We start from the raw sequence: 22,739 nt of genomic DNA, 5'->3' as shown, positions 1-22,739 counted from the left end.
ATGAAAAAAACCATAAGAATCTCCATCACCGTTTTGCTGCTTGCCTCGCTCCTTCTCACTTCTTGTTTTAGGCAAAAAGGTCAGCAGGATGCGGTAAGAAAAGATCCTGTCACTCTCACATTTTATGGGCTTTTTGAGAACGAAGAGATCTACACACCCCTCATTCAAGCCTACGAAAGCAAGAATCCCCATGTCACCATTTTGTATAAAAAATTCACAAATCCGGAAGAATATTTGGACCTTGTGATCAATGAATTGGCCGAAGGGGAGGGGCCGGATATTTTTATGCTTCACAACACCTTATTCCCAAAACACTATAAAAAACTCACCCCCGCTCCTCAAGATTTCATCACTGCAGACTTGTTCCGGTCTCTATTTGTTTCCATTGCAGGAGATGAAATGATTATTCCCGATGAAGCCGGTGTGGAAAGAGTATGGGGCCTGCCGCTTTACATAGATACCTTGGCACTTTATTACAATGACGACCATATTGAGGAAGCGCTTCCTTCACAAGGCAGGCCCTCGAGCACATGGGAAGGAATCAAAAATGATGTGGTTCAGCTCAACAGACAGGACCAGAGTTTTGAGCGATTTGAACGCGCTGGAATCGCATTGGGACGGGCCGATAACATTCTTCGAGCCTTTGATATTTTGGCGCTCATGATGCTGCAATACAAAGTGAACTTTTATACCGAAGATTTAAAGGAAGTGGTGCTGGCTCAAGATCCAAATGCCTTGACCGCCCTGCAGCTCTACACCAGCTTCGCGCTGCCCACTCAAAAACATTACAGCTGGAATAAAGTTTTGGCGGACACCGAAAGTGCGGAAAAAGAATTGACCACCTTCGCGAGAGGAAAACTTTCCATGCTGTTGGGCTATTCTTACGCCTATGCCGATATTGTGAACGAGATCAATAGACTTAAGGCGGAGGGGGAGGATGCCATTGACCTGGAGAGTATAAAAATCCAAGAAGCTCCTCAAGTGTATGACCCCGAAACATCAGCAGAAACCCGTGAAGCCTATGCGAGTTATTTTGTCCCAGCTGTGAGCCGAACTTCAAAACACGCCGAGGAAGCGTGGGACTTTTTGGCGGAAATGGTCACAGAAGAAAATTTGCGTTACTACAACGAAAAAACACACAAGCCCAGCGCACTGCGCAGTTTGATCGATGAACAAATGGCAGACCCGCTTTACGGGGCCTTTGCCGCTCAAGTGGGTTATGCCGAGAGTTTCCCAATGGCCGATGCGGAGGCGTATCAAACTGCATTTTTAAATGCCATTGAGCAGGTCTTGGACACGGTTAGAATCCAAAATGTTTTGAGCGAACTGAATACTACTCTTCAAAGCCTAATCCCTGCGAATGGCATCAAACCTATTTACATTCTTGAGGAGTAAGGCCTTTTTATGGACCTTGGCCTTTTGCATCTTTGCACTACCCTTTCAAACAAAGCTTTTAACTTATGAAGCCGCTTGGGGGCATGGATTCGCCAACCCTTATCTCAGCATTTACTTCTCTATTTTTGACCTTGCGCTGCTGCTTTCGGGCTGCTTTTATCTCCTTTTTCAAAAAAAAGAACGCACTAAAGAACAGTCCAACCCTATGGTTTTGATGGGATTGATGCTCTTTATATCTTTGGCGAGTCTTTCTTTACTTTTCAGCCCACACACGGATGCCACTCTAAATGGTTTCTTGGAGGTAAAACTTTTAGAAATACTTCTTTTTGCAATCCTGCTTTCACGGGAAAAAGATAAAGAATTTTTAGTGAGGATTTTTGCATGGACAGCCGCCATCCAGGCGCTTTGGGGTATAAGCCAATTTATATTCCAAACAGATTTAGGACTTCAGGTTTTAGGAGAACCCAATCTTGCCAAAGAAATTTCGCAACTTGCAAAGTGGAGCCTTGGAAGCTTGGAGGGATTTAGAGCCTATGGATCCTTTCCACACCCCAACATTTTAGGAGCTTTTTTGGCCTTAGCTTTCTTCTTTTCCCTAGGCTCAAAGACCCTCAAGAAAAATGAGAAAATGGGCCTGTTGACGCTTCAAGGCCTGGGCTTGCTCGCCACATTTTCAAGATCAGCCCTGCTCGCTCTTGTGGTGCTTTTATTGATCTCAGGAGTCCTCAAGAATCACTTCCAAAATAAAAAATATTTTTTACTCACCACGGTATTCCTCGTACTGAGTATCGCTGGGTTCTTACTATGGAGAAGCCCAAATCTACTCAACGAAACAGCTTTTATCGAAAGGATACAAGGATTTTCCACAAGCCTGGAAATGCTAAAAGCATATCCCCTGGGCGTTGGGTTTTCACACTTCACCCTTTTCATGGACACCGTTGTAAAGACGCCGTTGATGCCGTGGGAGTATCAACCTGTTCACAATATCTTTCTCTTAATAATGAACGAGTTGGGGCTACCAAGCCTCATCATCTTAATGGTTTTTCTGGTATCTCAGATCTTCAAATCCAAAAAGAACTTTCCCTCGCTGGGAATCATCTTTTTTTTCATTCTCACAGGTTTTCTCGATCATTATTGGATTTCCTTGGATCAAGGTCGCTTCTTAGGAGTATTGGCGCTGAGCCTGCTGGTCCATTCCAAGGTGCAGCCTAAGAAGGAAGAGTCGCCGATGCAAAGTCCGGAAGCCCAAGAATAAAAGCCTCGGGATGTAGCGCTTTTTTACCTTCCATCTGCAAAAGTTTCACCTTTAAGGCGCCATCGAAAGTTCCAATGAGGAGTTCATGCCCATGGAAAGAAACTTTGCCGGGCTCCAAAACAGCATCACTGAGCTCAAGATCCAAAACCTTAATTCGTTTCCCCAAATAGCTGGTAAAAAGGCCAGGCCAAGGCTGGTAGGCACGAAAGCGATTCAGGATTTTTTGAGCGGACTCTTTGAAATCAATTCGGCCGTGATCCCTTTCAATAAGGAAACATTTCACGGCGCTCGCCTCATCCTGTTCCACAAACTTAAACGCCGGATTCTTTACAATATTCAGCAGAGCACCCGGAATTTTTTCCGCCGCCAGGCGGGCGAATTCCTCAAACATCAAAACAGAGCTGCTGTGAGCTGGGATCTCCACTTTTTCTTGAAAGGCAATGGGGCCATCATCCATTCCTTTACCCATTTTAATGAGTGTCAATCCCGTCTCGTGATCTCCATTCAAAATAGCACTTTGTATAGGGGTGGGGCCTCTGTACAAAGGCAGCAGCGAGGGATGAACATTGAGAGGGGCAATGGTGGGGAGGGACAGCCAGTCTTCGTTTAAAAGTTGGCCATAGGCAAAGGTCAAAATAAAGTCCGGCGGATCTTTTTTAAAAGATGCCAAGAGCTCAGTGTCTCGAGAAAGTTTCTCCGGTTGAAAAACCGGAATCCCATGTTTTTGAGCAATCTTTTTAATTTCCGCCTCATGCACCTCCATATCTCGCCCCTGTTCCTTATCGGGCTGACAAACCAAAGCCTTCACTTCAAACGCAGGATCTTGAAGCAGGGCCTCAAAAAGAGGAATCGAAATGGGACTTGAGGAGAAAAAAAAGAGTGTGATCCGTGACATAAATTATGCTAGTCTTCAGTCGGATTGTACTCCAAAAAAAACTCCACCACCATGTCTGAGGAAAAAGACCGAAGAAAACTACTAGAGATTCCTCATTTTAGAATCTTATCTATCATAGCTCTAGCGACGGTGCTCAGTTGGGCGGCCTGGATTCTGGTGGTGTGGAACCTTGATCCATGGACAGAAACTGGGCTTTCCTTGGCCCTTTTCTTTGTGAGCACCTTTTTGGCTTGTGCCGGATCTTTTTCTATCATTTTGTTTTTTTTAAAGCGCTGGCGAAGTGGCGACTATATTTTTGTAAAGCATGTGTTGATTTCCTTGAGGCAGGGAGTACTTTTGAGCCTATGTACCTGCATTTGTCTCACACTGCTCATGCTCGGGCTACTAAGAATATGGAACGGCCTGCTGTTGGTGGCGTTCATCATGCTTCTGGAGTTTTATCTGAGTGGGAAAGACGAACTAAACTGAATAATCAAAGTCTTTCACAAAGCGAACATGGCTCAAGGGGAAGAGCACCATCTTCACCTCTCCTTCAATAAAATCTTCTATTAAGTAAGGAGAGGTCTTGGCGGTACAGCCGGTTTGTTGAAAGCATCGTCTGGAATCGTTGCTTCGCGTTCGATTGTCTCCAAGCACAAAGTAGGCGCCATCAGGGACAGAAAAGACCTCACTGCTGGTATGGAAAGCCTGAGTGTTCCCTTGATTTTCTTCACTCAAATAGGGCTCATCCAGCTCAATATAAACACCATCTTCATCCAAGACGCTCACAAGTCCATCCTCAACTTTCACTTGATCTCCGGGAAGCCCAATCACCCGTTTAATATAGAAATCACCATCCTCGGAATAGGGCGCCTTAAAAATAATAATGTCTCCCCGTTCAATTGTGGAGGGACTCCACCCAAAAAGATTCCAAGTGGAAAGGCGTGAAGTCAAAACATACTCGCCATCTCCGGAAATACACTCTCCATCATAGTCATTAAATGTGTTGCACATAGATTGACCGTGAACCTGAAAAGGGGCGAAAAGGAAAAGACGGATAATCACCACCAAAACAGCAACAATCACGGTGTCCACCAGAATGTCCAGAAGAAATTTTGAAAGGTTGAAATCTTTATTCGGATTTTCGGACATAGTCGTGTAAAATGCAAAATGAGCCTAGCAAAGAAATCCACCTGAGGCAATGATCATAGATAAAATTCTCTTCCGGAGCTTACTCGACAAAGATGAAAAAATCTTGATGGTGGCGCATGTGCACCCCTTTATTGTGTACGCCCAATTGCTCAAAGCCATGTTTTTTGGAATGCTCATCCCGGCAGGTGGCTATTATCTATTTCCGCCCCTCTGGGCAATTTGGCTGGCTTGGGCCGTGATCGGAGCCCTACTCTTCGCGTATAGATTTTTACAATGGTACTTGGACGCATGGATCGTCACGAACCTTTCTGTAATCGATTACGAGTGGGAATCTCCATTCAGCCAATCCACAAACAGAATTGAATATGGAAATATCGATGGAATTACCAATGAGACAAAAGGATTCTGGGGGACGGTTTTCAGGTTTGGGAACATCCAAATCACCCATGTCTCCGGATCGCCGCTCATTCTGGAGTCCGTGGCTTCTCCACGAAAAGTCGAGCGATTCATTATGGAGCATCAACAAAAATTTGTACAAAATCAGAGCTTCGACGACCACGCCAAACTGAAAGATCTGCTTACAAAATTGTTGCGCTCCAGCGCTAAATAGGCTTAATTTAAAGACATGGAACTTGAAATTGTAATCGGTCTCGAAATCCACGCACAGATCTCAACCAAAACAAAAATGTTTTGCGCGTGTAAAAATAATTCTTTTGGGATGGAGGCCAACACCAATGTTTGCCCTGTTTGCATGGCCTTTCCGGGCATGCTCCCCGTCATCAATAAAGAGGCGGTTCGAAAAGGGGTCATTGCGGCACTCACGCTAAACTGTGAAATTCCCTCTTTCTCAAAATTCGACAGAAAAAATTATTTCTACCCCGATCTCCCGCCGGGTTTTCAGATTTCTCAGTACGACGAACCTGTTTCAAAAGAAGGTTTTGTGGAAATTGCGATAAATGGAGAAAAAAAGAAAATAAGAGTCCTCCGCTTGCATCTGGAGAATGACGCCGGAAAACTCACCCACACAGGAGGGGACACTCTCCTCGACTTCAATCGTGCCGGATGCCCGCTCATGGAAATTGTATCTTATCCGGACATGCACAGTGCGGAGGAAGCGCGCATTTACGCACAAACCGTTCAGCAACTTTTACGCCATTCCGGCAGCTCCGATTGCGACATGGAAAAAGGAATGATGCGTTTTGATGCTTCCGTTTCACTACGGCCCAAAGGGGAGGAGAAGCTCTACCCTCGTGCAGAAATCAAAAATTTAAATTCATTCCGATCTTTGGAAGCGGCCATCGCATATGAAGTGAAGCGACAGGGGAAGCTTTGGGAGGCGGGAACAGTGCCCACAAGCGAGCAAACGGTGGGTTGGGACGATACTCGGGGAACCACGGAACTTTTAAGAGAGAAAGAGAGTGCAGCGGATTATCGGTATTTCCCAGAACCCGATCTTCCACCCGTGGAAATTACAGAAGAACAACTTAAAGAGTGGAAAACCTTGGTGCCGGAAACTCCTATGCAGAAGTACGAGCGGTTCATGCAGACTTTTGCTTTGGGGGAGGCCGAAGCCCGATTTTTCTCGGAAGATCCTGCCTTGGCAAAGTACTTCGAAGAGGTGGCGGAAAAGTCTAAGAATCCCAAAGCTGCGGCATCTTTTGTGGGTACAATCTTAGTGAAAAGGCTCAAAGACGAAGGCCAGTGGATAGAAAATTCAGCGATTCAAGCAGATCAGCTTGCGGAGCTCATTCGCTTGGTGGATGAGGGCAAGATTTCCAACACCATTGCAAAGAGCACCATATTTGACGAAATGATGAAAACGGGAAAAGATCCCAAGCAAATCGTGGAGGAGCAGGGCCTCAGTCAAAAAAACGATTCCGCCGAAATAGAAACCTGGTGTAAGGCCGCCATCGCCCAAAATCCTCAGGCCGCCGCCGATGTAAAAGCGGGCATCCAAAAGGCCTTGGGCAGTCTTGTGGGCCTTGCCATGAAAGAGTCCAAAGGTCAGGCCAATCCAAAACTGGTGAACGAGTCGTTGATGAAACTGCTCTCTTAGTGTTACAATAGAAACAATCTAACCACCCCCGCCATGGTACCTCTAGATATTCTCTTTCTTACTCTATCGGTTTGCGTCGCTTTGGTGACCATTTTCCTCTCCATGACACTGATTTATTTAATGTTCATTCTTAGGGACACCGTAAAAGTAACAGACCAAATTAAAGAAATTGTTGATAAGGTGAATACCTATGTGACCAAGCCGCTTTTACTCACCAAGAGCATCATCGAGTTTGTGGGCCCTTTCATGCGAAATGCCGAAGAAAAGATCAACACTCGTCGCCGAAGAGACTGATGAGGGGAAATTTTACCGCTGCATTGTAAATGCGACGGGCTCTTTTAATCGGTTGAAGACAGAGACGCCAAAGCCATTCGAGCCCTAAGTTTCTAAAGAAAAATGGGGCTCGTTTTATTTCCCCACTCCAAAAATCAAAAGACCCACCCACTCCCATGGTGTGGAATAAATTGGGGATATCTTCAGCATACTCTGCAATCCAGTATTCCTGTTTAGGCGCTCCGTAAGCCACAAGAAGCACTTCAGCTTTCGCTCTTTTTACAGTTTCAGCCGCTTTACTTGACGGATCTTCACTCGAAAAACCCGCTACTTTTAAGTATGGATATTTCTTTTGAAATTTTTCAGCCGTTTTTTGAGCAACTCCCTGTTTCCCACCCAGAAAAAAAACACTTTTTTTATTTTTTTCACTCCACTCAATCACATCCTGCATGAAATCACTCCCATGTATGATTTCCGGGAAAACTTTTTTGAAAGGTTTTTTCCAAACCAGAAAAAGCAGCAATGCGGGAAGGTAGAGCAAGGCTCGCAGCAGCTTAGAGTCAACCTTGAGAAGTGTACTGACCAACAAGAGACCATGGCCATCAGGCAGCATGAGCGTGCCATTCTTTAAGGCTTTTTTAAAACGAGGGTCTTTCCTAGCCTCCAGTAAAATCTCAGGATTAGGTGTAAAAATCAGCTGAGGTTTGTCCAAAGCCGCTCGGGCTTCCGATCGCGTGAGTTCATCAATGTGAACGCCCATCAAGTCCATTTTGTGCAATCGTTAGGATGTTTTTTCCTGTGAAAAGGGTAGCAGACTTACCTTCATTCGTGTAGTCGTTGAATAAAACGGAATATCCGCTTCGCTTAAAGAGTCGTGCAAGTCGAGCCCGGGTGAAGGCAAAATAATAGCGGCGAACGCTATCTTTCCAAGGGACTAAAACTCCACGAAATCCATAGTTGGGGAAGAGCAAACTACGCAGAAACAAGGGCAAAAATCGAACTTGATGAAGGTTCCAATTGATCATAAAAAGGAAGCCGCCGGGCTTGAGATGCTCTTTCCACATCCGAAGAGTTTTCTCGTGATCTTGCGGAGGAAGGTGATGAAACGCCGCGATGACAAAAAGCGCATCGAACTTTTTTTTAGTCGGAAGGGGAGAGCTCATGTCGGCCTCTAAGAACTTCTTCCCGGGCCAGTTCTTTTTAGCCTCCTTTAAAAGCTCCACCGATTGATCGAGGCCAATATACCCTTCGACCCCGTTCTCCTTTAAAAAACCAAGGAGCCTCCCATTCCCACAGCCCAGATCTAAAACTGAAAAATCCCGCTTCAAATAAGGTGTAAAAAAATCAAAATCCTTCCAAAGCGTCTGTCTTGTTTCCGAAAATTCTTTTGCAATGGTATTATAGTCGTCCCTAACCTTCTTCTGGATTCCTTTAGGCTTCATAATATGAAAATACTCTCTTCCGAGGATATACAAAAAGCACTGATTCAACAAGCTTCAAATCTGAAGATCCAAACGGAGGACGAGCTGCACAAACTTAAAAAAGCGTACGCCAGAGATCATGAGATTGATCTGTTGAGCAACTTTAAGTTACAAAAAGCTTATGAAGAAATGTTGAAAGAGGGATGGAAGGGTGACCCGGCGCTGCAACGCTTGCTGCGCAAAAGAAAAGTTCGCACCCTTTCCGGAGTGAGCGTCATCACGGTGCTCACTAAACCGTATCCTTGCCCGGGGAAGTGCGTATTTTGCCCAACAGAACCCGGCATGCCCAAATCTTATCTTTCCAACGAGCCGGGGGCCATGCGCGCGGTTCTCGATGATTTTCACCCCCGCGACCAGGTGAAAACCCGGCTCGATAGCCTCACTCGTCAAGGTCACGAAACCGATAAAATTGAAATGATTGTATTGGGCGGAACTTTTTCAGCCTACAACCGCCGATATCAAAGCGATTTCGTTCGTGCTCTATTCAACGCCTGCAACACACAGCAAGGACGAGGCTTAAAAGAAGCTCAACACATCAATGAGTCCGCCCAGCATCGCATCATCGGTCTCAGTTTGGAGACCCGCCCGGACCACATCACCGAAGATGAAATTAAAAACATGCTGAAGCTCGGCTGCACCAAAGTACAAATTGGCATTCAGCAGATCGATGATGAAATTTTGGAACTCAATAAACGCGGCGAAACGGTGGCTCAGCAGATTGCTGCCATCAAACTCCTTAAGGATGCAGGGCTCAAAGTTGCTGTTCACCTCATGCCCAATTTACCGGGGAGCACGCCGGAAAAAGACAAATGGATGGTTCGAGAATTTTTCCAAAACCCAAACTTTAAGGCCGACCAACTTAAAATCTACCCCTGCGTGGTGACGCCTTACGCAGAGCTTGAACAGTGGTGGAAGGAAGGCCGTTATGAGAGTTATTCCGATGAAGTTTTGATGGATATTTTAATTGAGATGAAGCGACACATTCCAGAATATGTCCGTATAGAACGGCTCTTCCGCGATATTCCAGGAGAGTCCATTTTGGAGGGCAGTCAAATGACCAATATGCGCCAAATTCTTCAAGATAAAATGAAAAAAGAAGGCATTGTCTGTCACTGCATTCGCTGCCGTGAAATCAAAGGCGATGTTTTTGATCCCGACGAAACGGAACTTCGAGTTTTGGAATACGAAGCCTCCGAAGGGAAGGAGTTTTTCATCAGCTTCAATCAAGCGGACCCAAAGGGTCTGCTAGGCAGAGAAGATAAACTGTGTTCACTCTTACGGCTCCGCTTCTCTTCCTATTCTTTGCAAGGCAAACCCCACTTCATTCCCGAGCTCGAAGGAGCCGCTTTGGTGCGGGAAGTCCACACTTACGGTGCTCAAGTCCGCGTAGGCAAATCCACAAAATCCGCCTCACAACACGGCGGCCTCGGCCGTCGCATGATCGCAAAAGCCGAAGAAATTTCCAAAGCCGCCGGCTACAAAAAAATCGCCATCATCGCCGGCGTCGGCACCCGCAACTACTACCGCAAATGGGGCTACGAACTCGAAGGCGCCTACATGACGAAGCAACTTTCTTAGTACCTTGTAAAAACACAGTTTTTCAGGTATAATGAGGAGATTTCAAGTAGCTATGTCAATCACTGATCAACAAATCGAGCATAAAGAGGATGGCAAGAGCCAAACGGATGTCATGCGCCAAGACCTGGAAGAACTTCGTCAAGGAGTCGATGTCGGGCTCGATCAGATTCAAGAAACAGAGGAACCACAGGAGAAACCCAAAGACAGAATACTCCGAATGATTTTAGCCATAGATGCTGAAAAACCGCTCGACGAACAGAAAGAAGCTAAACTAGCCTTAGAGGCCGTGACAGAAGAACTGATCCTCCTAAGCCTGCAAGGCGGAGAAAAGGAGGAAGATTTGGCTCAGAATTCGATGCTACTGACGAAGGTTGCAAAAACAGAAGTTCAAATTCAATCCACTCAAAAGTTAAATGAAATTTTTAACGCCCAGTTTGAACCTACACAAGCATGGTGGAAGATGACTCTCAAATCTGCAAAGAAAAGATACAACAATATCCTTGCAGAAAAAGAAAAAGCCGAGAAACACGAAGAGTCTGATGAAACAAAATGGATGTCCCCAGCGGTTAAAGGCGGCCTCATGCTGGCAGCAGCCGCAGGAGCTGCCTATTTCTTTTGGAACTACTTCAAGGAAGAAGAAGGCAAAGAAGAAAATAAAAACCTAGTTTTTGGATCCATACTCACAACCCTAGGGCTTGGAGTTTTAGTGGGATCTGAACATATAGGGAAGTGGTCTGCAGATTATTTGGGACTAGATGTATCCCAAGACGCCATAAATGATCTTCTGGCAGGTAAGGGTGTGGACTCTCTCTCTTTTAGTTCCAGGGAACCAGGAATAAAAAAAGCCGCCAAGCAACTCGATATTTCTGAGCGAACGCTAATAGATCTCAAAGATGTGAAGTGGAGAGACTTTTCAAACTTTCGCAAAGGAGTAGGTCGTACTGGTAAAGGATATGCCCAATCCATTTTAGAGGCCGTGGGACTAGATAATATGCCGGCTGTGGGCTTCGATAATGGAGGAGAAACCATAAAGGAAGAGGTTAAACTTGAATCTTTCATAAAGCGTCATGAAGATAAAATTGGGGCTGGAATAGAGGATATGAGTATTGGAGAGATTCTAAATGCACTGGAAAAAGAAGGCGTTTTCGGAAACCCCGAGAAAGAAGATACAAAAGAAACCAGTGGAGACACACAAGAAGACCCTTTGAGCCCGGAAGCGGAAGAAGCGCTTACAAAAGCACCACATGTTAAAGCGGCTTGGGAAGGAATGAAGAGTGGAGACTTGAGCTGGGATGATGGAATCCTGGAAATGATAGGCGGAGCAGCGAAAGATGGCTGGTCAATGGGAATATATAATGGGGTGCTCTTTTTAGGAAAACTTGGAATGATCATCCCATTGAGTAGCATCGATATTGTGTGCAGCCAATTTAAGGATTTAATCGAAGCCATGTCTGGAGAAGGAGAGTGGAAAGATGTTCCCTTCGAAACAGAACAAATTTGGTGGGCCGGTTCTTATGCTGCTTTCAACGCCACCAAGACCTTAGTGAAAGGGATAAAAGCTGGAGACATCAAAGGTGGACAAATAGCAGGCACCGCGGCAAGAGGAGCCGTACGAGGAATTTTAGATTCCTATCTCTTGCTCCCAAAGTTAGGGGTAAAAAGTTTATCCGTCGGTACAGAGGCCGCACAAGATCTCAGATATTGGAAACTTACAGCGGAAGCAAATGAACCATTTCTATCCCCGCAAGAAAGAATTCATGTGCTCCATAAGAAAACAGCTTACTTCGCAGAGCGCTACGATTACTATTTTAAAAAAGAACAAACTGCAAAAAGACAAACCGGTTTCGTTAGAAAATACGCTGCCAAAGCCTACGGTAAACTTTTTGGAGAGAAGTGGGTAAACAAAATGATGATTAAATCAGGGAAACAGTATCTCGAGACCAGACAGGCCTTCTTGGAAGCTGCCGGCCTTACGGACGATATTGCACAGATCTCTCAAGAAGGAATAGAAACAGACGCAAGCGACCGAGGAACACTCAATGCCTCAGCAAAGAAATTTCTTACAGATAATCCTACGGAAAATCTTCCAAAGCTACCCAAATATCGGGTACTAAATCCAAAATATAAAACCCATGCAGAAGCCACTGCAAAAGGGTTGGGAGCAAAGGTGAGTACAAAACAACTAGAACGCCTTGAGAAACTAGGCTTAACGCACGAGAGGGTCACACTCCGTATTCGTGAATTTGAATTTTCTCCACAGCAGCTGGATCAATTTCTGGATGAGCTGGAATCCATGCCAAATCCAGAAAAAACAGCTAGGGATTTGGAAACACTTTTATTCAAAATAAAACACCCAGAATTATTTAAAAGCGCTGCAAGACTCAGTAAGGCCGCAGGAATTATTGGGACCTTATATATGCTTCATGAATTTCAAGAATCAAAAGACAAGACGAACACTTATCTTGAAAATGCAAGCATGACAAGCAGCTTTTTATTGGGAGGAAAGTTGACTGCAGCTGCTATTCCTCATCCTGTTGGGAAAGCAGTAGGTTTTGTGGTGGGCGGAACGGCAAGCTCCTTAGGTGGGCAAGCAGCATGGAATGCGTGGGGTCGCCCAAGGCTTCAGAAATATTTTCCAAATCGAAATGAGCTTTTTAAGACCACACCAGCTAAAGGTATTAGCAACTATTTAGCCAGTACAATGAGTCCACTTGGAGCCTTATTGTATACAGCAGATGCAGCAGGACTTTACGGTGATGGAATCGATATCGAAACAGACCCTTTGGACTACCTTCGACAATCCAAATACATTTGGCACCCCGATTTTGTAAAAGAAGTAGTACAAGGAAAACGATGGTGGCCCTATGGAGATCATCGGATGCATGATCTAGTAGATTTGATCAATAACGCGGGCAAAGCCGCCGAAGAGTGTACGGAGGATATTAAGGACATTGAGAAGGAAATTGCAGAAACAAAAATGGATGCCCTCGAAACAGAAGATTTTGAAAAGAAAGAGTCTCTAAAGGAGAAAGAGGAGGATTTACTGGTAAAAAAAGCAGAACTTGAAAAAGAACTCTTAGTATACCAAAGCTATTCAGATGGTTCTTGGATAGATATTAAAAAGATGGATCTTCTTTATACTCAACAAGTCTTAATCATACCTTCTTTCGAACTATTTCGACGGCTTGTGAAAGCCAAATTTGGTGAAGAGGCTGATGACCCATTCATTCGACTCATGCAAAAGTTACAAAAGGGTCAAGAACAGGTTGAGGGAGATGAAGAGATGAGAATTTGGCAATTCCTTTGTGATGAAAAAGTTGAGACCCCGGAAGGGGAGGAAGTCTCCTTTGCTGACTTTGCGACACTTACAATTGCAAATTATAAAGATGCACAATTCTTAGAAGAAATTGAGAAAAGCTTAGCCCCAAATACGCCCACACCGGGGGAGGCAAGCCCAGAGAGTCCCATGCAAGAGGTTTAAGTCTAAGAAATAGTCCCGCACAATATATCTTGTGCGAAGTTAAATGGTAGGAGACTTACCACTCAGGATAGCTTCGAATACCCCAAAGAAGTTGGGTGTCTTCCTCAAGACCCCATCTATTATTTCTTTCGTTTCAGCATCCTGGGCCGCAATTTGCGCAATTCTCAATTCATCAAAATCCATAGCTCCTTCGGGCTCTCTACTCGGCCTCAACGATTTACTTTTAAAACGATCTTCTAGCTCTTCATATGGGATGAGGACTCTTTCGCTCATAAAACTTGCGTTTATACGCGTTATTTTTTAGAAAATGACTTAGGACACGGCGGTGATTTCCATTTGAGCCTCCAATTTGGCGATTTTTTGAGCCAAGGCCGGATACGCTCTTAAATCCATATCTTCGTCCACAAGTCGTAAGGCGCAGGCTCGTGCACGGTCCAAAAGTTCTTTGTCGGCGAAGCTGGCCATGCGCAAGTCCGGTAAACCACTTTGCTTCACGCCATAAACTTCGCCAGGCCCACGCGTTTCAAGATCTTTTTCCGCCAAATCAAAGCCCGAATTAAATTTAACCATATATTGCAATCTTTGCAAGCTATCTGGTGACTGTGAATCTGAAAACAGGAAGCAATAGGACTGATGTGACCCTCGCCCAACCCTTCCCCGAAACTGATGCAGTTGCGCCAAGCCAAAACGATCCGCACCCTCAATCAACATGATGGTGGCATTGGGAACATCAATTCCAACTTCCACCACGGAAGTCGAAACCAAAATATCAACTTCACCCGCAGAAAAGGCTTTCATGGTGGAATCTTTTTCCTCCGCCTTCATCCGACCGTGCAGCAAAGCCAAACGGTGCTGTGGAAAAATGGTTTCCTTAAGTCGCTCATATTCCAAAGTTGCGGCCTTCACTTGCAAAACTTCGGACTCTTCAATGAGCGGACACACCACAAAAACTTGGCGGCCCTTCGCCACTTGATCCGAAATCCACAAATACGCATCCTTTCGTTTATCTTCGGGCACAATCCGAGTAATGATTTCCTGTCGGCCGGGTGGCAATTCGTCCAAAGTGGAAAGATCCTGATCCCCATACAGCGCCAAAGCTAGAGTGCGCGGAATAGGAGTCGCCGAAAGATTGAGCATGTGTGGCGTCCCATAATTTTTAAAGACGGCTCGTTGCTTCACTCCAAATCGATGCTGCTCATCCACTACAGCAATACCCAATTTGGAGAACTGAACACCCTCTTGAATCAGCGAATGCGTGCCCACCACCAAATCACAAGTGCCGGTGGCCAATTGCCTGAGCACGGTTTCACTCTCCGCCGCTGTGCTGGAACCCGTTAAAATTTGAACATTGAATTCAAAAGGACCCAGCAAGCGATGCAAAGTTTTGAAATGCTGCCGCGCCAAAATTTCCGTTGGCGCCATGATGGCACTCTGATAACCCGCTTGCTTCATGGCATAAATAGCGGCTGCCGCGACCACCGTTTTTCCCGCACCCACATCGCCCTGGATCAAACGCATCATGGGATACTCTTTTGCAAAGTCCTCAAAGATTTCCGCTATCACCCTAAACTGAGCCCCTGTCAACTTGAAGGGCAAAGAGTCCAAAAAGGCCTCCAAATTAATGCCCCCCACGAGCCGCTTTTCGCTCTTGGTTCCCTTTTGCCACAAAGCTTTTCGCTTCACGGCCAAAATTTGAAGCATAAAAAGCTCATCAAAAGCCAATCGTCGTCGCGCTTCGGTGAGCCGTTCATCGTCATTGGCAAAATGCACCTGGGCGATTGCTTCGGCCAAGCCCATCAACCCTTCGCTCTCCAAAATCCACTTGGGCATATACTCCTCAAAAAACTTTGCATACGGCAGCATCCCGTAGATTTTTTCCCTCAACCATTTGGAACTGACCTCATCTTTCTCAGGATACACCGGCACAATTCGTCCCGTGTGCAGCAAAGTTGCCGATGGTTTTTCATATTTGGGGCTCATCATTAAAATTTTACCCCGCTCAAACTTCAATTTGCCGGTCAAAATGATTTCCGCACCTTTAAAAAACATCCGTTTAATGTGCGGCTGATTGAACCACAAAACCGGGACTTCACCTGTTTCGTCCGCCACAATGGCTTTGGTAAGCACCTTCCCTCCCCTGCTTGGCAAATTCAGTAAAGATTTTAAAGTTCCACGAATCACATTCACCTGATCTGTTCTCATCTCATTTATCTTGGTGAATTCCTGTTCATCTCGATACGCCCTCGGAAAATACAAAAGCAAATCCCCCACCGTCTTAACGCCCATCTCCTTCAACGACGAGATATAATTATCCCGCGTCTTCAAGATCCGCGCATCCAATCGAGTATCAAGCATAAAGGTGATGTCATTCTAGCACGAGTCCGTGACAAAATGTCACGGACTCGTGGATAGCTCATCTTCAGTTGGTCACCTTTTGTGACCAACTGAACCCATGAGTTATTGACTCTATCGATCTAAAGGTGTACTATAAGGCTAGTTTAAATTAACATTTAAATATACATTATGTTTATACTCGACGATAAAACAGCTCTCATCGGAACCACCGATCTTCGCAGCAGAATGGCTGAAGTGGAAGACATGCAATACGAAAAAATGGTGGTGATGAAACGAGAAAAGCCCATCGCTGTGATCATGACTTTTGACCAATACAAAAAGAACCGTGACCGAACAGAAGAATTGGAAGATCTTATCCTCGGCTACATGGCTAAAGAAAGGGATGAAAAAAGCACCAAAAAGGATTACATTAGCCTCGAAGAGGCAGCTAAAAAACTCGGCATTACCCTTTAGGTTCAGCAGATGTATAAAATCGTTTTACACGAACAAGTGTTGAGCAAAGATTTCAAGGAACTCGATAAACCCGAAATCGAGAAAATTCTTAGAGCCATCAAAGAAAAACTCGAGACCGACCCTCTCACCTTTGGCAAACCCCTCCGCAAAGAACTTAAAGGCTACTACCGTCTCCGTGTCGATATTTACCGTGTGATCTACAAAATCATCAAGCACGAAGTCGTAGTCTCCGTCATCAAAATCGGCAAGCGCAAAGACTCGGAAGTATATGAGGATGCGAGGAAGAGGGTTTAACTGAAGAGTTTGGAGTCAACCAAAAAAGAGCCCTGAAAGTATATTAATCAAGAAAGGAAGTATTAAAACGGAAAAAAGCATAGTAATAGCATTTCTCCTTTTTTTCACAATTTTATGATGTTCGGGACCGAAATCAAATTCTATACTAGGCCACAACTTCAAAATAAAGTTTCGAACTAACCACATAGGGCTTAGACCCATAGCCCAAGTCAAAAAAATGGCAACACCCCAACGGATAAACTCATATTTATCTAAGAATAAACTCAAAGAAGTTTCTTCTGGACTCGGCACATATGGCAACCAAGTCACAGACATAATCCAAAAAAGAAATACTCCAGATATAAAAGCCCCCAGATGTAAAACCAAAACTTTGCTTCGAATAAACCAATGATCCTGTGGTGCAACAGCATTGATAAGTTCCTCCAATTCCTGGAAAGTACTTGAAACCCAATCTCTTTCTCCTCGTACAGTTATGTGATTATAGTAAAGATCTTCTGCACCACATCGCAAACTCAAATCAATATAGGCATCCGAAGAATCACGGTATTCAATATGAATCGCCTTGCATAACTTAGTGTCTAAGACTTCGCCAGGTTTTAACAGATCATTATTGTCACTTTCATAAGTAGTTCCATCTAAACAATTTATAGTGATCCTTTGGACATGGTATGTAAGACCACTTTTAGTCGTAAGACCCACAGATTTTTTTTGGATCTTATCCCATAAATGTTCTAAATTTTCTTTCTTAAAAACCCTGTTTTTAATTTCTTTGGTTCGAGTAGCTTTCATATAAAAAATTAATTCTTCACCCTCCTAAAATTCCTCTTTCCAACCTGTAAAAGTGCCCCATCGCCCGTCAGAGTCACTTCCATTTTTACATCCTCTACTTTTTCGCCTTCCCACTTCACGGCCCCACCTTCGATCAACTGGCGAGCCTTGCTCTTTGTTTCGGCCAAGCCCAACTCCGAGATCAAATCCACAATGTTCCAGGCGCCGTTTGCGCCGGAGCCGGCTCCTAAAGTCACCTCTTCAACCTCCTCCGGCACCTCCCTTTTCTGGTGCACCGTTTTAAAGTGTTCCTCGGCCATTTGGGCGGCCTTTTCGCCGTGGTAAAGCTCCACAATGGCATGAGCCAGCTCCATCTTGAGATTGCGGGGGTTTTCACCCTCCTCCAATCGCTTTTTGAATTCCGCCAATTCATCTCCATCCACACGGGCGGCGAGTTCAAAGTAGTTCAAAATGAGCTCATCCGAAATGGACATGGTTTTTCCATACATATCCTCGGGAGTTTCGGCCACGGCGATGTAATTGCCGGTGCTTTTGCCCATCTTCATACTGCCATCCGTTCCAATCAAAATGGGCACGGTCAAAATGTTTTGAGGCTCCTGGCCGTAGGCTTTTTGCAAAGTGCGCCCGGCGAGCAGGTTAAAAGTTTGATCTGTTCCACCCAGCTCCACATCCGCCTTGAGCGCCACGCTGTCGTAGCCCTGCATGAGCGGATACATGAATTCATGCACGGAAATCGGTTGATTCGCCTTGATGCGATCCTGGAACATGTCCCGTTCGAGCATCTGTGCCACCGTAAACTGCGAAGCCAGAGTCACCACATCCGCAAAGTTGAGTGGAGCGAGCCATTCGGCATTCCAACGCACTTCCACCTTGCTCACATCCAAAATTTTACCCGCTTGCTCCATATAATCCTTCGCGTTGGCTTCAAGTTCTTCCTGTGTGCGCATCGGACGAGTTTCATTCTTTCCGGAGGGATCTCCAATTCTTCCCGTAAAATTACCAAAAAGCAGAATGATTTGATGCCCCAAATCCTGAAATTCCTTGAGCTTGTGCAAGACCACCATATGCCCCAGGTGCAGATCGAAACCCGTGGGATCAATACCCAATTTAATGCGCAAAATCTTTCCACTCCGCAGCTTCTTTTTTAAATCTTCTTTAACAATAACATCAGCTACCCCCAAAGAAAGCAATTGATCGATCATCTTTTCATCTGTATTCACAGCCATGGTTTTCCTGTAAAGTAACCTAAGACCAACTTAACAAAGCCCACCTGAAAATGCAATTTCAAAGCATCATTATAAAAGACAAAGACAGCACCGCCAGACTCGACCAGTTTTTAGCTCCATTTCTAAAATTGACCCGCAATCAGGTTCAGCGCCTCATCAAAGAAGGCTGTATTTTCGTGAACCATAAGCCGGAAAAAGCAAACACCAAGCTCAAAACCGGAGACAAAATCCTCTATCGCATTCCCGAAGCGGAGGAATCCAAACTCGTGCCGGAAAAAATCCCGCTCGAAATTATTTTTGAAGATAAAGATTTTCTGGTCATCAATAAGTCCGCCGGAATGGTGGTGCACCCCGACGAAAGCGGCCACAACAGCGGAACCGTGGTTCACGCCGTTCTAGCCCATTCCAAGAATTTGAGTGGGATTGGTGGAAAAAAACGCCCGGGAATCGTCCATCGTCTCGATAAAGACACCTCCGGGGTCCTGCTCATCGCAAAAAATGATAAAACGCATCAGAAGTTCAGCAAGCTCTTTCAAGATCGAAAGGTGGAAAAAAGCTACCTCGCCCTGGTGAAAGGCACGCCCAAAAGCCAAAAAGGCCGTATTGAGGCTCCCATTGGCCGCAGCAGCAATGAACGAAAGAAGATGGCCGTAAGCACTCAAGGGAAAACCGCCATTTCAAGCTTTGAAGTCTTGGCCATTTACCGCGGTGTGAGCCTGCTTAAAGTAAAGATTGAGACGGGCCGCACTCACCAAATTCGCGTTCATTTGGCCAGCATCGGGCACCCTGTGGTGGGAGATCCCGTTTATGGAGATAAGAAGCTCAACGCGGAATTTAAAGAAAAACACGGTCTCACCCGCCAGTTCCTCCACGCCGCCGAATTGAAAATAGACGGAAAAACCTTTCAAGCACCTCTTCCGGAGGATCTAGAGAAAGTAAAACTTTAATCTATTTACTTCCCTTCAACGGTTTCAACAAGTAATCCTGGTCTGCTGGGGGAATTTCCAATGTACCCAAACGAGCCTGTAATTCATTCAAAGTGGGTGGATTGACCTCCAGCACTTCACAAACTTGAAGAAGCGCCCTTTCTCGCCATCCACCCAAGTCATGGGGACCAGTGTACCCAGCCACCACTTCCTCTACTGCATAAAGTCCGTGCAATAAATATCTGGCCTGGACTGCAGCACTCAACTGAGGAATAGTGCGAGAGTCCACGCGGATTACAGATCCTTCTAACTGTCGATGTCCTGTACACATGGGTCAAAGATATTAAGTGTCTAAATTTACCCTGAAAAGAGGAAATCAGTCAACTAGGCGGCCAACAGTCTCTCATATTCCTCAGGATCACTAGAAATGATTATGGGGCTAAGTTCTAAGAGTCGCCTATCTGTTTGCGCAATGAGGGCACGCACTTTTTGTCGTAGATCGCGCTCACGCTGCCACGCCCGTACAAAAGTACCCACCATCGATTCATGCGCATCGATGTCATCCGGAGTATCTTTATCAGCGACCCAAGGGGATCCGTACAACGCTTTTTCCAAACCTGCCTCACGCAAAATACTCAAAAAATCTCGTTCATAAAAAGTCATAAGCGGAGCCAAAGGCCCCTCGAAATCTCGATGAGCTGCCAAGGTCCCCAACAGCTGATAGCGTCCCATAGAACTGGCATCCAACTGTCCCAAAAGATCGGTTCGTCCCACGGCTGCCGGAAGATCATAAGGTAAACCCACTGCTCTTACACCCGCATCTCGTGCCATGATACGGGCTTGCGTCTGGTCTGCGGTGGATTGAAAAGCTCCCGGTGCATATACGCGTCCCACATGATTACTCAAAAGGATAGAAGCTCCAACTACAGCCGTAGTATGTGGTGCCCACCGTCCACCCATCGCCTCCTGAATGTCCGGATCATTCTTATTTAAAGTTCCAAAAGCTTCAAAAAGTCGCAGCATTTCTCTTTGTTCGTAAGCTGTGGGCAAAGGTGGAACCACTAGAGTTCTACCACCGTGAATCAATTTAAAAGGTGTGTGCCCCACCTGACCCAAACGGAAAACAGAAAGATGTGAATGAAATCGGTTAAAATCCATACCAGAGTCGGTGTGGACCTTTGTCCCTAATGACATACGACCGGGAACCGAAACACGAGCTGCCTGAACACGAGTTTCCATCTCAGGAATGGCAAGCTGCAAATCAACGACGATGTCGCGTTCGAAGCGATCAAAAGAGTCGAAGATTTCTTCCGGTGAACTGGGCCCACAGAGCAAGGCCACTTGCTGACCCAAAGCCCCCTGTTTCTGCCGTGCTGCCAAGACTTTTTCCAAGGCGCCACCCAACACAACCATACGAGTAGCTGGATTGGTGCCTTTGAGCCATGCGCTGGGCTTGAGTCGTTCGCGTCCCACTGCAGCAAAACCCAAGACTCCACTCCATAGCACCGTACCCACTTGCATTTCCAAAGCCTTTTTGAGGTCCAGCACCAACTGATCTACTCCACGATATTCTGCCTTAAAAGATTCATCAGCAATAATCGTATCTGCTTTTAACAAAAGTTCTTTGAGACGGTGCTTTATATCAGAGCTCAAATCCCCTCCTTCTTGAGAAATTTCCTTAACACTCTTAATCAAGCCCTGAGCAGAAGGTATAAATTCCAAAAAAGCCAAAAGAGGCTCAGGAACTTCTAGATGAGGATTGATATCTACGGCAAACGGTTGACGAAGTTCTGCTTGGGTAAGATGGGCAGCCACACGACGATCCAGACCACCCCGTACAAACCGTTCAAATTCCATATAGGGAAGGAGATTGTCCTTCGAAAAAAAGTGGCATAAGACAGCAGCCTTCTGATGGAAATCCTCATCTCCCAAAGAAAATGTACTCGGTTGAACCGCTTCATCGGTAGACTTCACCCAGATATAGGCATAACGCCTAGACAAATAAGCCATGATGACATCGATGAGCCTCTGTGGACCCAGTTTAGTTTCCACTGCTTGTCCAGCCTCCAAAAGATCAACGAGGTATTCAAGACCACTAAAATAGTCTGCCCATCGAGGATCACCGTAATACCGAACGGACTGATTACTGAGCATGGAGTAGATTTCCTGACGGTCTTCATCACTCAGCTTCAACCGTTCTTGTATGGCATTCGCCCATTCAAAGAACTGGTCCAATTGGTCACCAATTTTATCATCCCTCCCCTCATCTGATTCAAAGGCCACATTGATCTGCCCTGAACTTACAAGTTGAGCAGCACCATCACTCATCCAGTTCACAAGATTTTTAAGGAAACTCAAATACCGCGCGAAGGCTTCAGGATCTTTTGCCAAAGCGCAGAACTCAGCAGAGTCACCACTCGCCCATTCCACAAAAGCCCGATAAACCGGCACTTGCATATCCCCTCCTGAGATAAAATTAAGGTCCTCAATCATTTTAGGCAAGCCTCCAGGATACTTGGCCTTAATACGAGGGTACTGCTGTAGAACATCGGGCAGAGAATCTTCAAGCCAAGCCTGGCTTTTATGTAACTCCAAAAGCCTCAGAATTTCTTCGTCGGTATCACAGCTCAAAACACCCTCCAACAGAGTTGAAAGGTTAAGACTATTCTCCAATTCATTTAACTGTTTAAAGTCTCTAGACTCATACGCTGCTGCAATAGCCTCTTCCCAACTTTTAACTTTAAATCGAGGGTATTCCCGAGTATTTCCTAAAAGGTAAATCACCAATTCCTCGATCTCTTTTTGAAAACGGGGTTGCTCCTGCACTGCTTCCAGCTCAGTTATGGCCTTTTCTGCATCAAAGAAAGGAAAACACCTCTTCACATTTCTGCCCCGACGCCATGTCGCCGCACCCTCAAGATACCTGTAAAAAATAGGTAAAAGTATGGACTTACCTCGTTCACGAATCGTAGAATCGGTAGTACTCAGCTGAGTCAAAGCATCTTCGCGCTGATCCTTGTTTATTTGTTTTAGGAATTGCCGAATGGCCCCGTGGTACTCAGGAGAAAAACCTTCCAAGTTAAAATCCGGCTCAAGCTCGGCACCGTCCAAACGATCTGAAGAAAGTTGTTCCATACAAAGTAAAGTATGG

General features: G+C 45.4%; 19 protein-coding genes. 11 read left to right on the top strand and 8 right to left on the bottom strand.

Annotated elements, in window-relative coordinates; translation table 25 throughout:
* Positions 1 to 1,395 (top strand): extracellular solute-binding protein, encoded by a 1,395-nt coding sequence (locus tag WC777_05755; GenBank protein ID MFA6024670.1) that lies wholly within the window; start codon positions 1 to 3, stop codon positions 1,393 to 1,395.
* Positions 1,361 to 2,650 (top strand): O-antigen ligase family protein, encoded by a 1,290-nt coding sequence (locus WC777_05750; protein ID MFA6024669.1) that lies wholly within the window; start codon positions 1,361 to 1,363, stop codon positions 2,648 to 2,650. Before WC777_05755 ends, WC777_05750 begins: the two co-directional genes overlap by 35 nt.
* Here the strand turns inward: WC777_05750 and fmt are convergent.
* Positions 2,604 to 3,545: a methionyl-tRNA formyltransferase gene (gene fmt, locus WC777_05745; GenBank protein ID MFA6024668.1), complete on the bottom strand. Its 942-nt coding sequence runs from the start codon at positions 3,543 to 3,545 to the stop codon at positions 2,604 to 2,606. The genes WC777_05750 and fmt overlap by 47 nt on opposite strands.
* A gap of 459 nt (positions 3,546 to 4,004) precedes the next feature.
* Positions 4,005 to 4,676 (bottom strand): signal peptidase I, encoded by a 672-nt coding sequence (gene lepB, locus WC777_05740; GenBank protein MFA6024667.1) that lies wholly within the window; start codon positions 4,674 to 4,676, stop codon positions 4,005 to 4,007.
* 49 nt (positions 4,677 to 4,725) lie between these two features.
* Between lepB and WC777_05735 the strand changes: the two genes are divergently transcribed.
* The 4 genes from WC777_05735 to WC777_05720 all read left to right on the top strand — a co-directional run bounded on the left by WC777_05735 (position 4,726) and on the right by WC777_05720 (position 7,563).
* Positions 4,726 to 5,286 (top strand): hypothetical protein, encoded by a 561-nt coding sequence (locus WC777_05735; GenBank protein MFA6024666.1) that lies wholly within the window; start codon positions 4,726 to 4,728, stop codon positions 5,284 to 5,286.
* A gap of 15 nt (positions 5,287 to 5,301) precedes the next feature.
* The gene (gene gatB, locus WC777_05730; GenBank protein ID MFA6024665.1) at positions 5,302 to 6,732 is read left to right on the top strand and encodes an Asp-tRNA(Asn)/Glu-tRNA(Gln) amidotransferase subunit GatB; all 1,431 of its coding nucleotides are present in this window, start codon (positions 5,302 to 5,304) and stop codon (positions 6,730 to 6,732) included.
* Between the two features lie 33 nt (positions 6,733 to 6,765).
* The gene (locus WC777_05725) at positions 6,766 to 7,074 is read left to right on the top strand and encodes a hypothetical protein (protein ID MFA6024664.1); all 309 of its coding nucleotides are present in this window, start codon (positions 6,766 to 6,768) and stop codon (positions 7,072 to 7,074) included.
* 270 nt (positions 7,075 to 7,344) lie between these two features.
* Positions 7,345 to 7,563, top strand: coding sequence for a hypothetical protein (locus WC777_05720; protein MFA6024663.1), 219 nt, complete (start codon positions 7,345 to 7,347; stop codon positions 7,561 to 7,563).
* 122 nt (positions 7,564 to 7,685) lie between these two features.
* On the opposite strand, the gene WC777_05715 is transcribed toward WC777_05720, so the two are convergent.
* Positions 7,686 to 8,447: a methyltransferase domain-containing protein gene (locus WC777_05715; protein ID MFA6024662.1), complete on the bottom strand. Its 762-nt coding sequence runs from the start codon at positions 8,445 to 8,447 to the stop codon at positions 7,686 to 7,688.
* Between the two features lie 3 nt (positions 8,448 to 8,450).
* On the opposite strand from WC777_05715, the gene WC777_05710 reads away from it, so the two are divergent.
* A complete protein-coding gene (locus WC777_05710) occupies positions 8,451 to 10,064 on the top strand; it encodes a tRNA uridine(34) 5-carboxymethylaminomethyl modification radical SAM/GNAT enzyme Elp3 (protein ID MFA6024661.1) in 1,614 nt (537 codons plus the stop codon).
* Positions 10,065 to 10,116: 52 nt separating this feature from the next.
* On the top strand, positions 10,117 to 13,545 hold the full coding sequence (locus tag WC777_05705) for a hypothetical protein (protein MFA6024660.1): 3,429 nt from the start codon (positions 10,117 to 10,119) through the stop codon (positions 13,543 to 13,545).
* A 39-nt stretch (positions 13,546 to 13,584) separates the two neighbouring features.
* Here WC777_05705 and WC777_05700 read toward each other — a convergent pair whose 3' ends face one another.
* On the bottom strand, positions 13,585 to 13,818 hold the full coding sequence (locus WC777_05700) for a hypothetical protein (GenBank protein MFA6024659.1): 234 nt from the start codon (positions 13,816 to 13,818) through the stop codon (positions 13,585 to 13,587).
* A gap of 39 nt (positions 13,819 to 13,857) precedes the next feature.
* The gene (gene recG / locus WC777_05695) at positions 13,858 to 15,900 is read right to left on the bottom strand and encodes an ATP-dependent DNA helicase RecG (GenBank protein MFA6024658.1); all 2,043 of its coding nucleotides are present in this window, start codon (positions 15,898 to 15,900) and stop codon (positions 13,858 to 13,860) included.
* A gap of 168 nt (positions 15,901 to 16,068) precedes the next feature.
* On the opposite strand from recG, the gene WC777_05690 reads away from it, so the two are divergent.
* Both WC777_05690 and WC777_05685 read left to right on the top strand, forming a co-directional pair.
* Complete coding sequence (locus tag WC777_05690) at positions 16,069 to 16,353, top strand: hypothetical protein (GenBank protein MFA6024657.1); 285 nt, start codon at positions 16,069 to 16,071, stop codon at positions 16,351 to 16,353.
* A gap of 9 nt (positions 16,354 to 16,362) precedes the next feature.
* Complete coding sequence (locus tag WC777_05685; GenBank protein ID MFA6024656.1) at positions 16,363 to 16,647, top strand: type II toxin-antitoxin system RelE/ParE family toxin; 285 nt, start codon at positions 16,363 to 16,365, stop codon at positions 16,645 to 16,647.
* 797 nt (positions 16,648 to 17,444) lie between these two features.
* Here WC777_05685 and tyrS read toward each other — a convergent pair.
* A complete protein-coding gene (gene tyrS / locus WC777_05680; GenBank protein MFA6024655.1) occupies positions 17,445 to 18,662 on the bottom strand; it encodes a tyrosine--tRNA ligase in 1,218 nt (405 codons plus the stop codon).
* A 50-nt stretch (positions 18,663 to 18,712) separates the two neighbouring features.
* Between tyrS and WC777_05675 the strand changes: the two genes are divergently transcribed.
* Positions 18,713 to 19,609, top strand: coding sequence for an RluA family pseudouridine synthase (locus WC777_05675; GenBank protein ID MFA6024654.1), 897 nt, complete (start codon positions 18,713 to 18,715; stop codon positions 19,607 to 19,609).
* Position 19,610: 1 nt separating this feature from the next.
* Here the strand turns inward: WC777_05675 and WC777_05670 are convergent, their stop codons facing one another.
* Together WC777_05670 and WC777_05665 are read right to left on the bottom strand one after the other, a co-directional pair.
* A complete protein-coding gene (locus WC777_05670; GenBank protein MFA6024653.1) occupies positions 19,611 to 19,919 on the bottom strand; it encodes a hypothetical protein in 309 nt (102 codons plus the stop codon).
* A 53-nt stretch (positions 19,920 to 19,972) separates the two neighbouring features.
* The gene (locus tag WC777_05665) at positions 19,973 to 22,723 is read right to left on the bottom strand and encodes a hypothetical protein (GenBank protein MFA6024652.1); all 2,751 of its coding nucleotides are present in this window, start codon (positions 22,721 to 22,723) and stop codon (positions 19,973 to 19,975) included.
* Positions 22,724 to 22,739 lie beyond the last annotated feature (16 nt).

The organism is Candidatus Gracilibacteria bacterium (genome assembly GCA_041661045.1).
GTDB lineage: Bacteria > Patescibacteriota > Gracilibacteria > UBA1369 > 2-02-FULL-48-14 > 2-02-FULL-48-14.
Note: the sequence above shows the minus strand (reverse complement) of the source record. Positions and strands in the feature narration are given on the sequence as shown.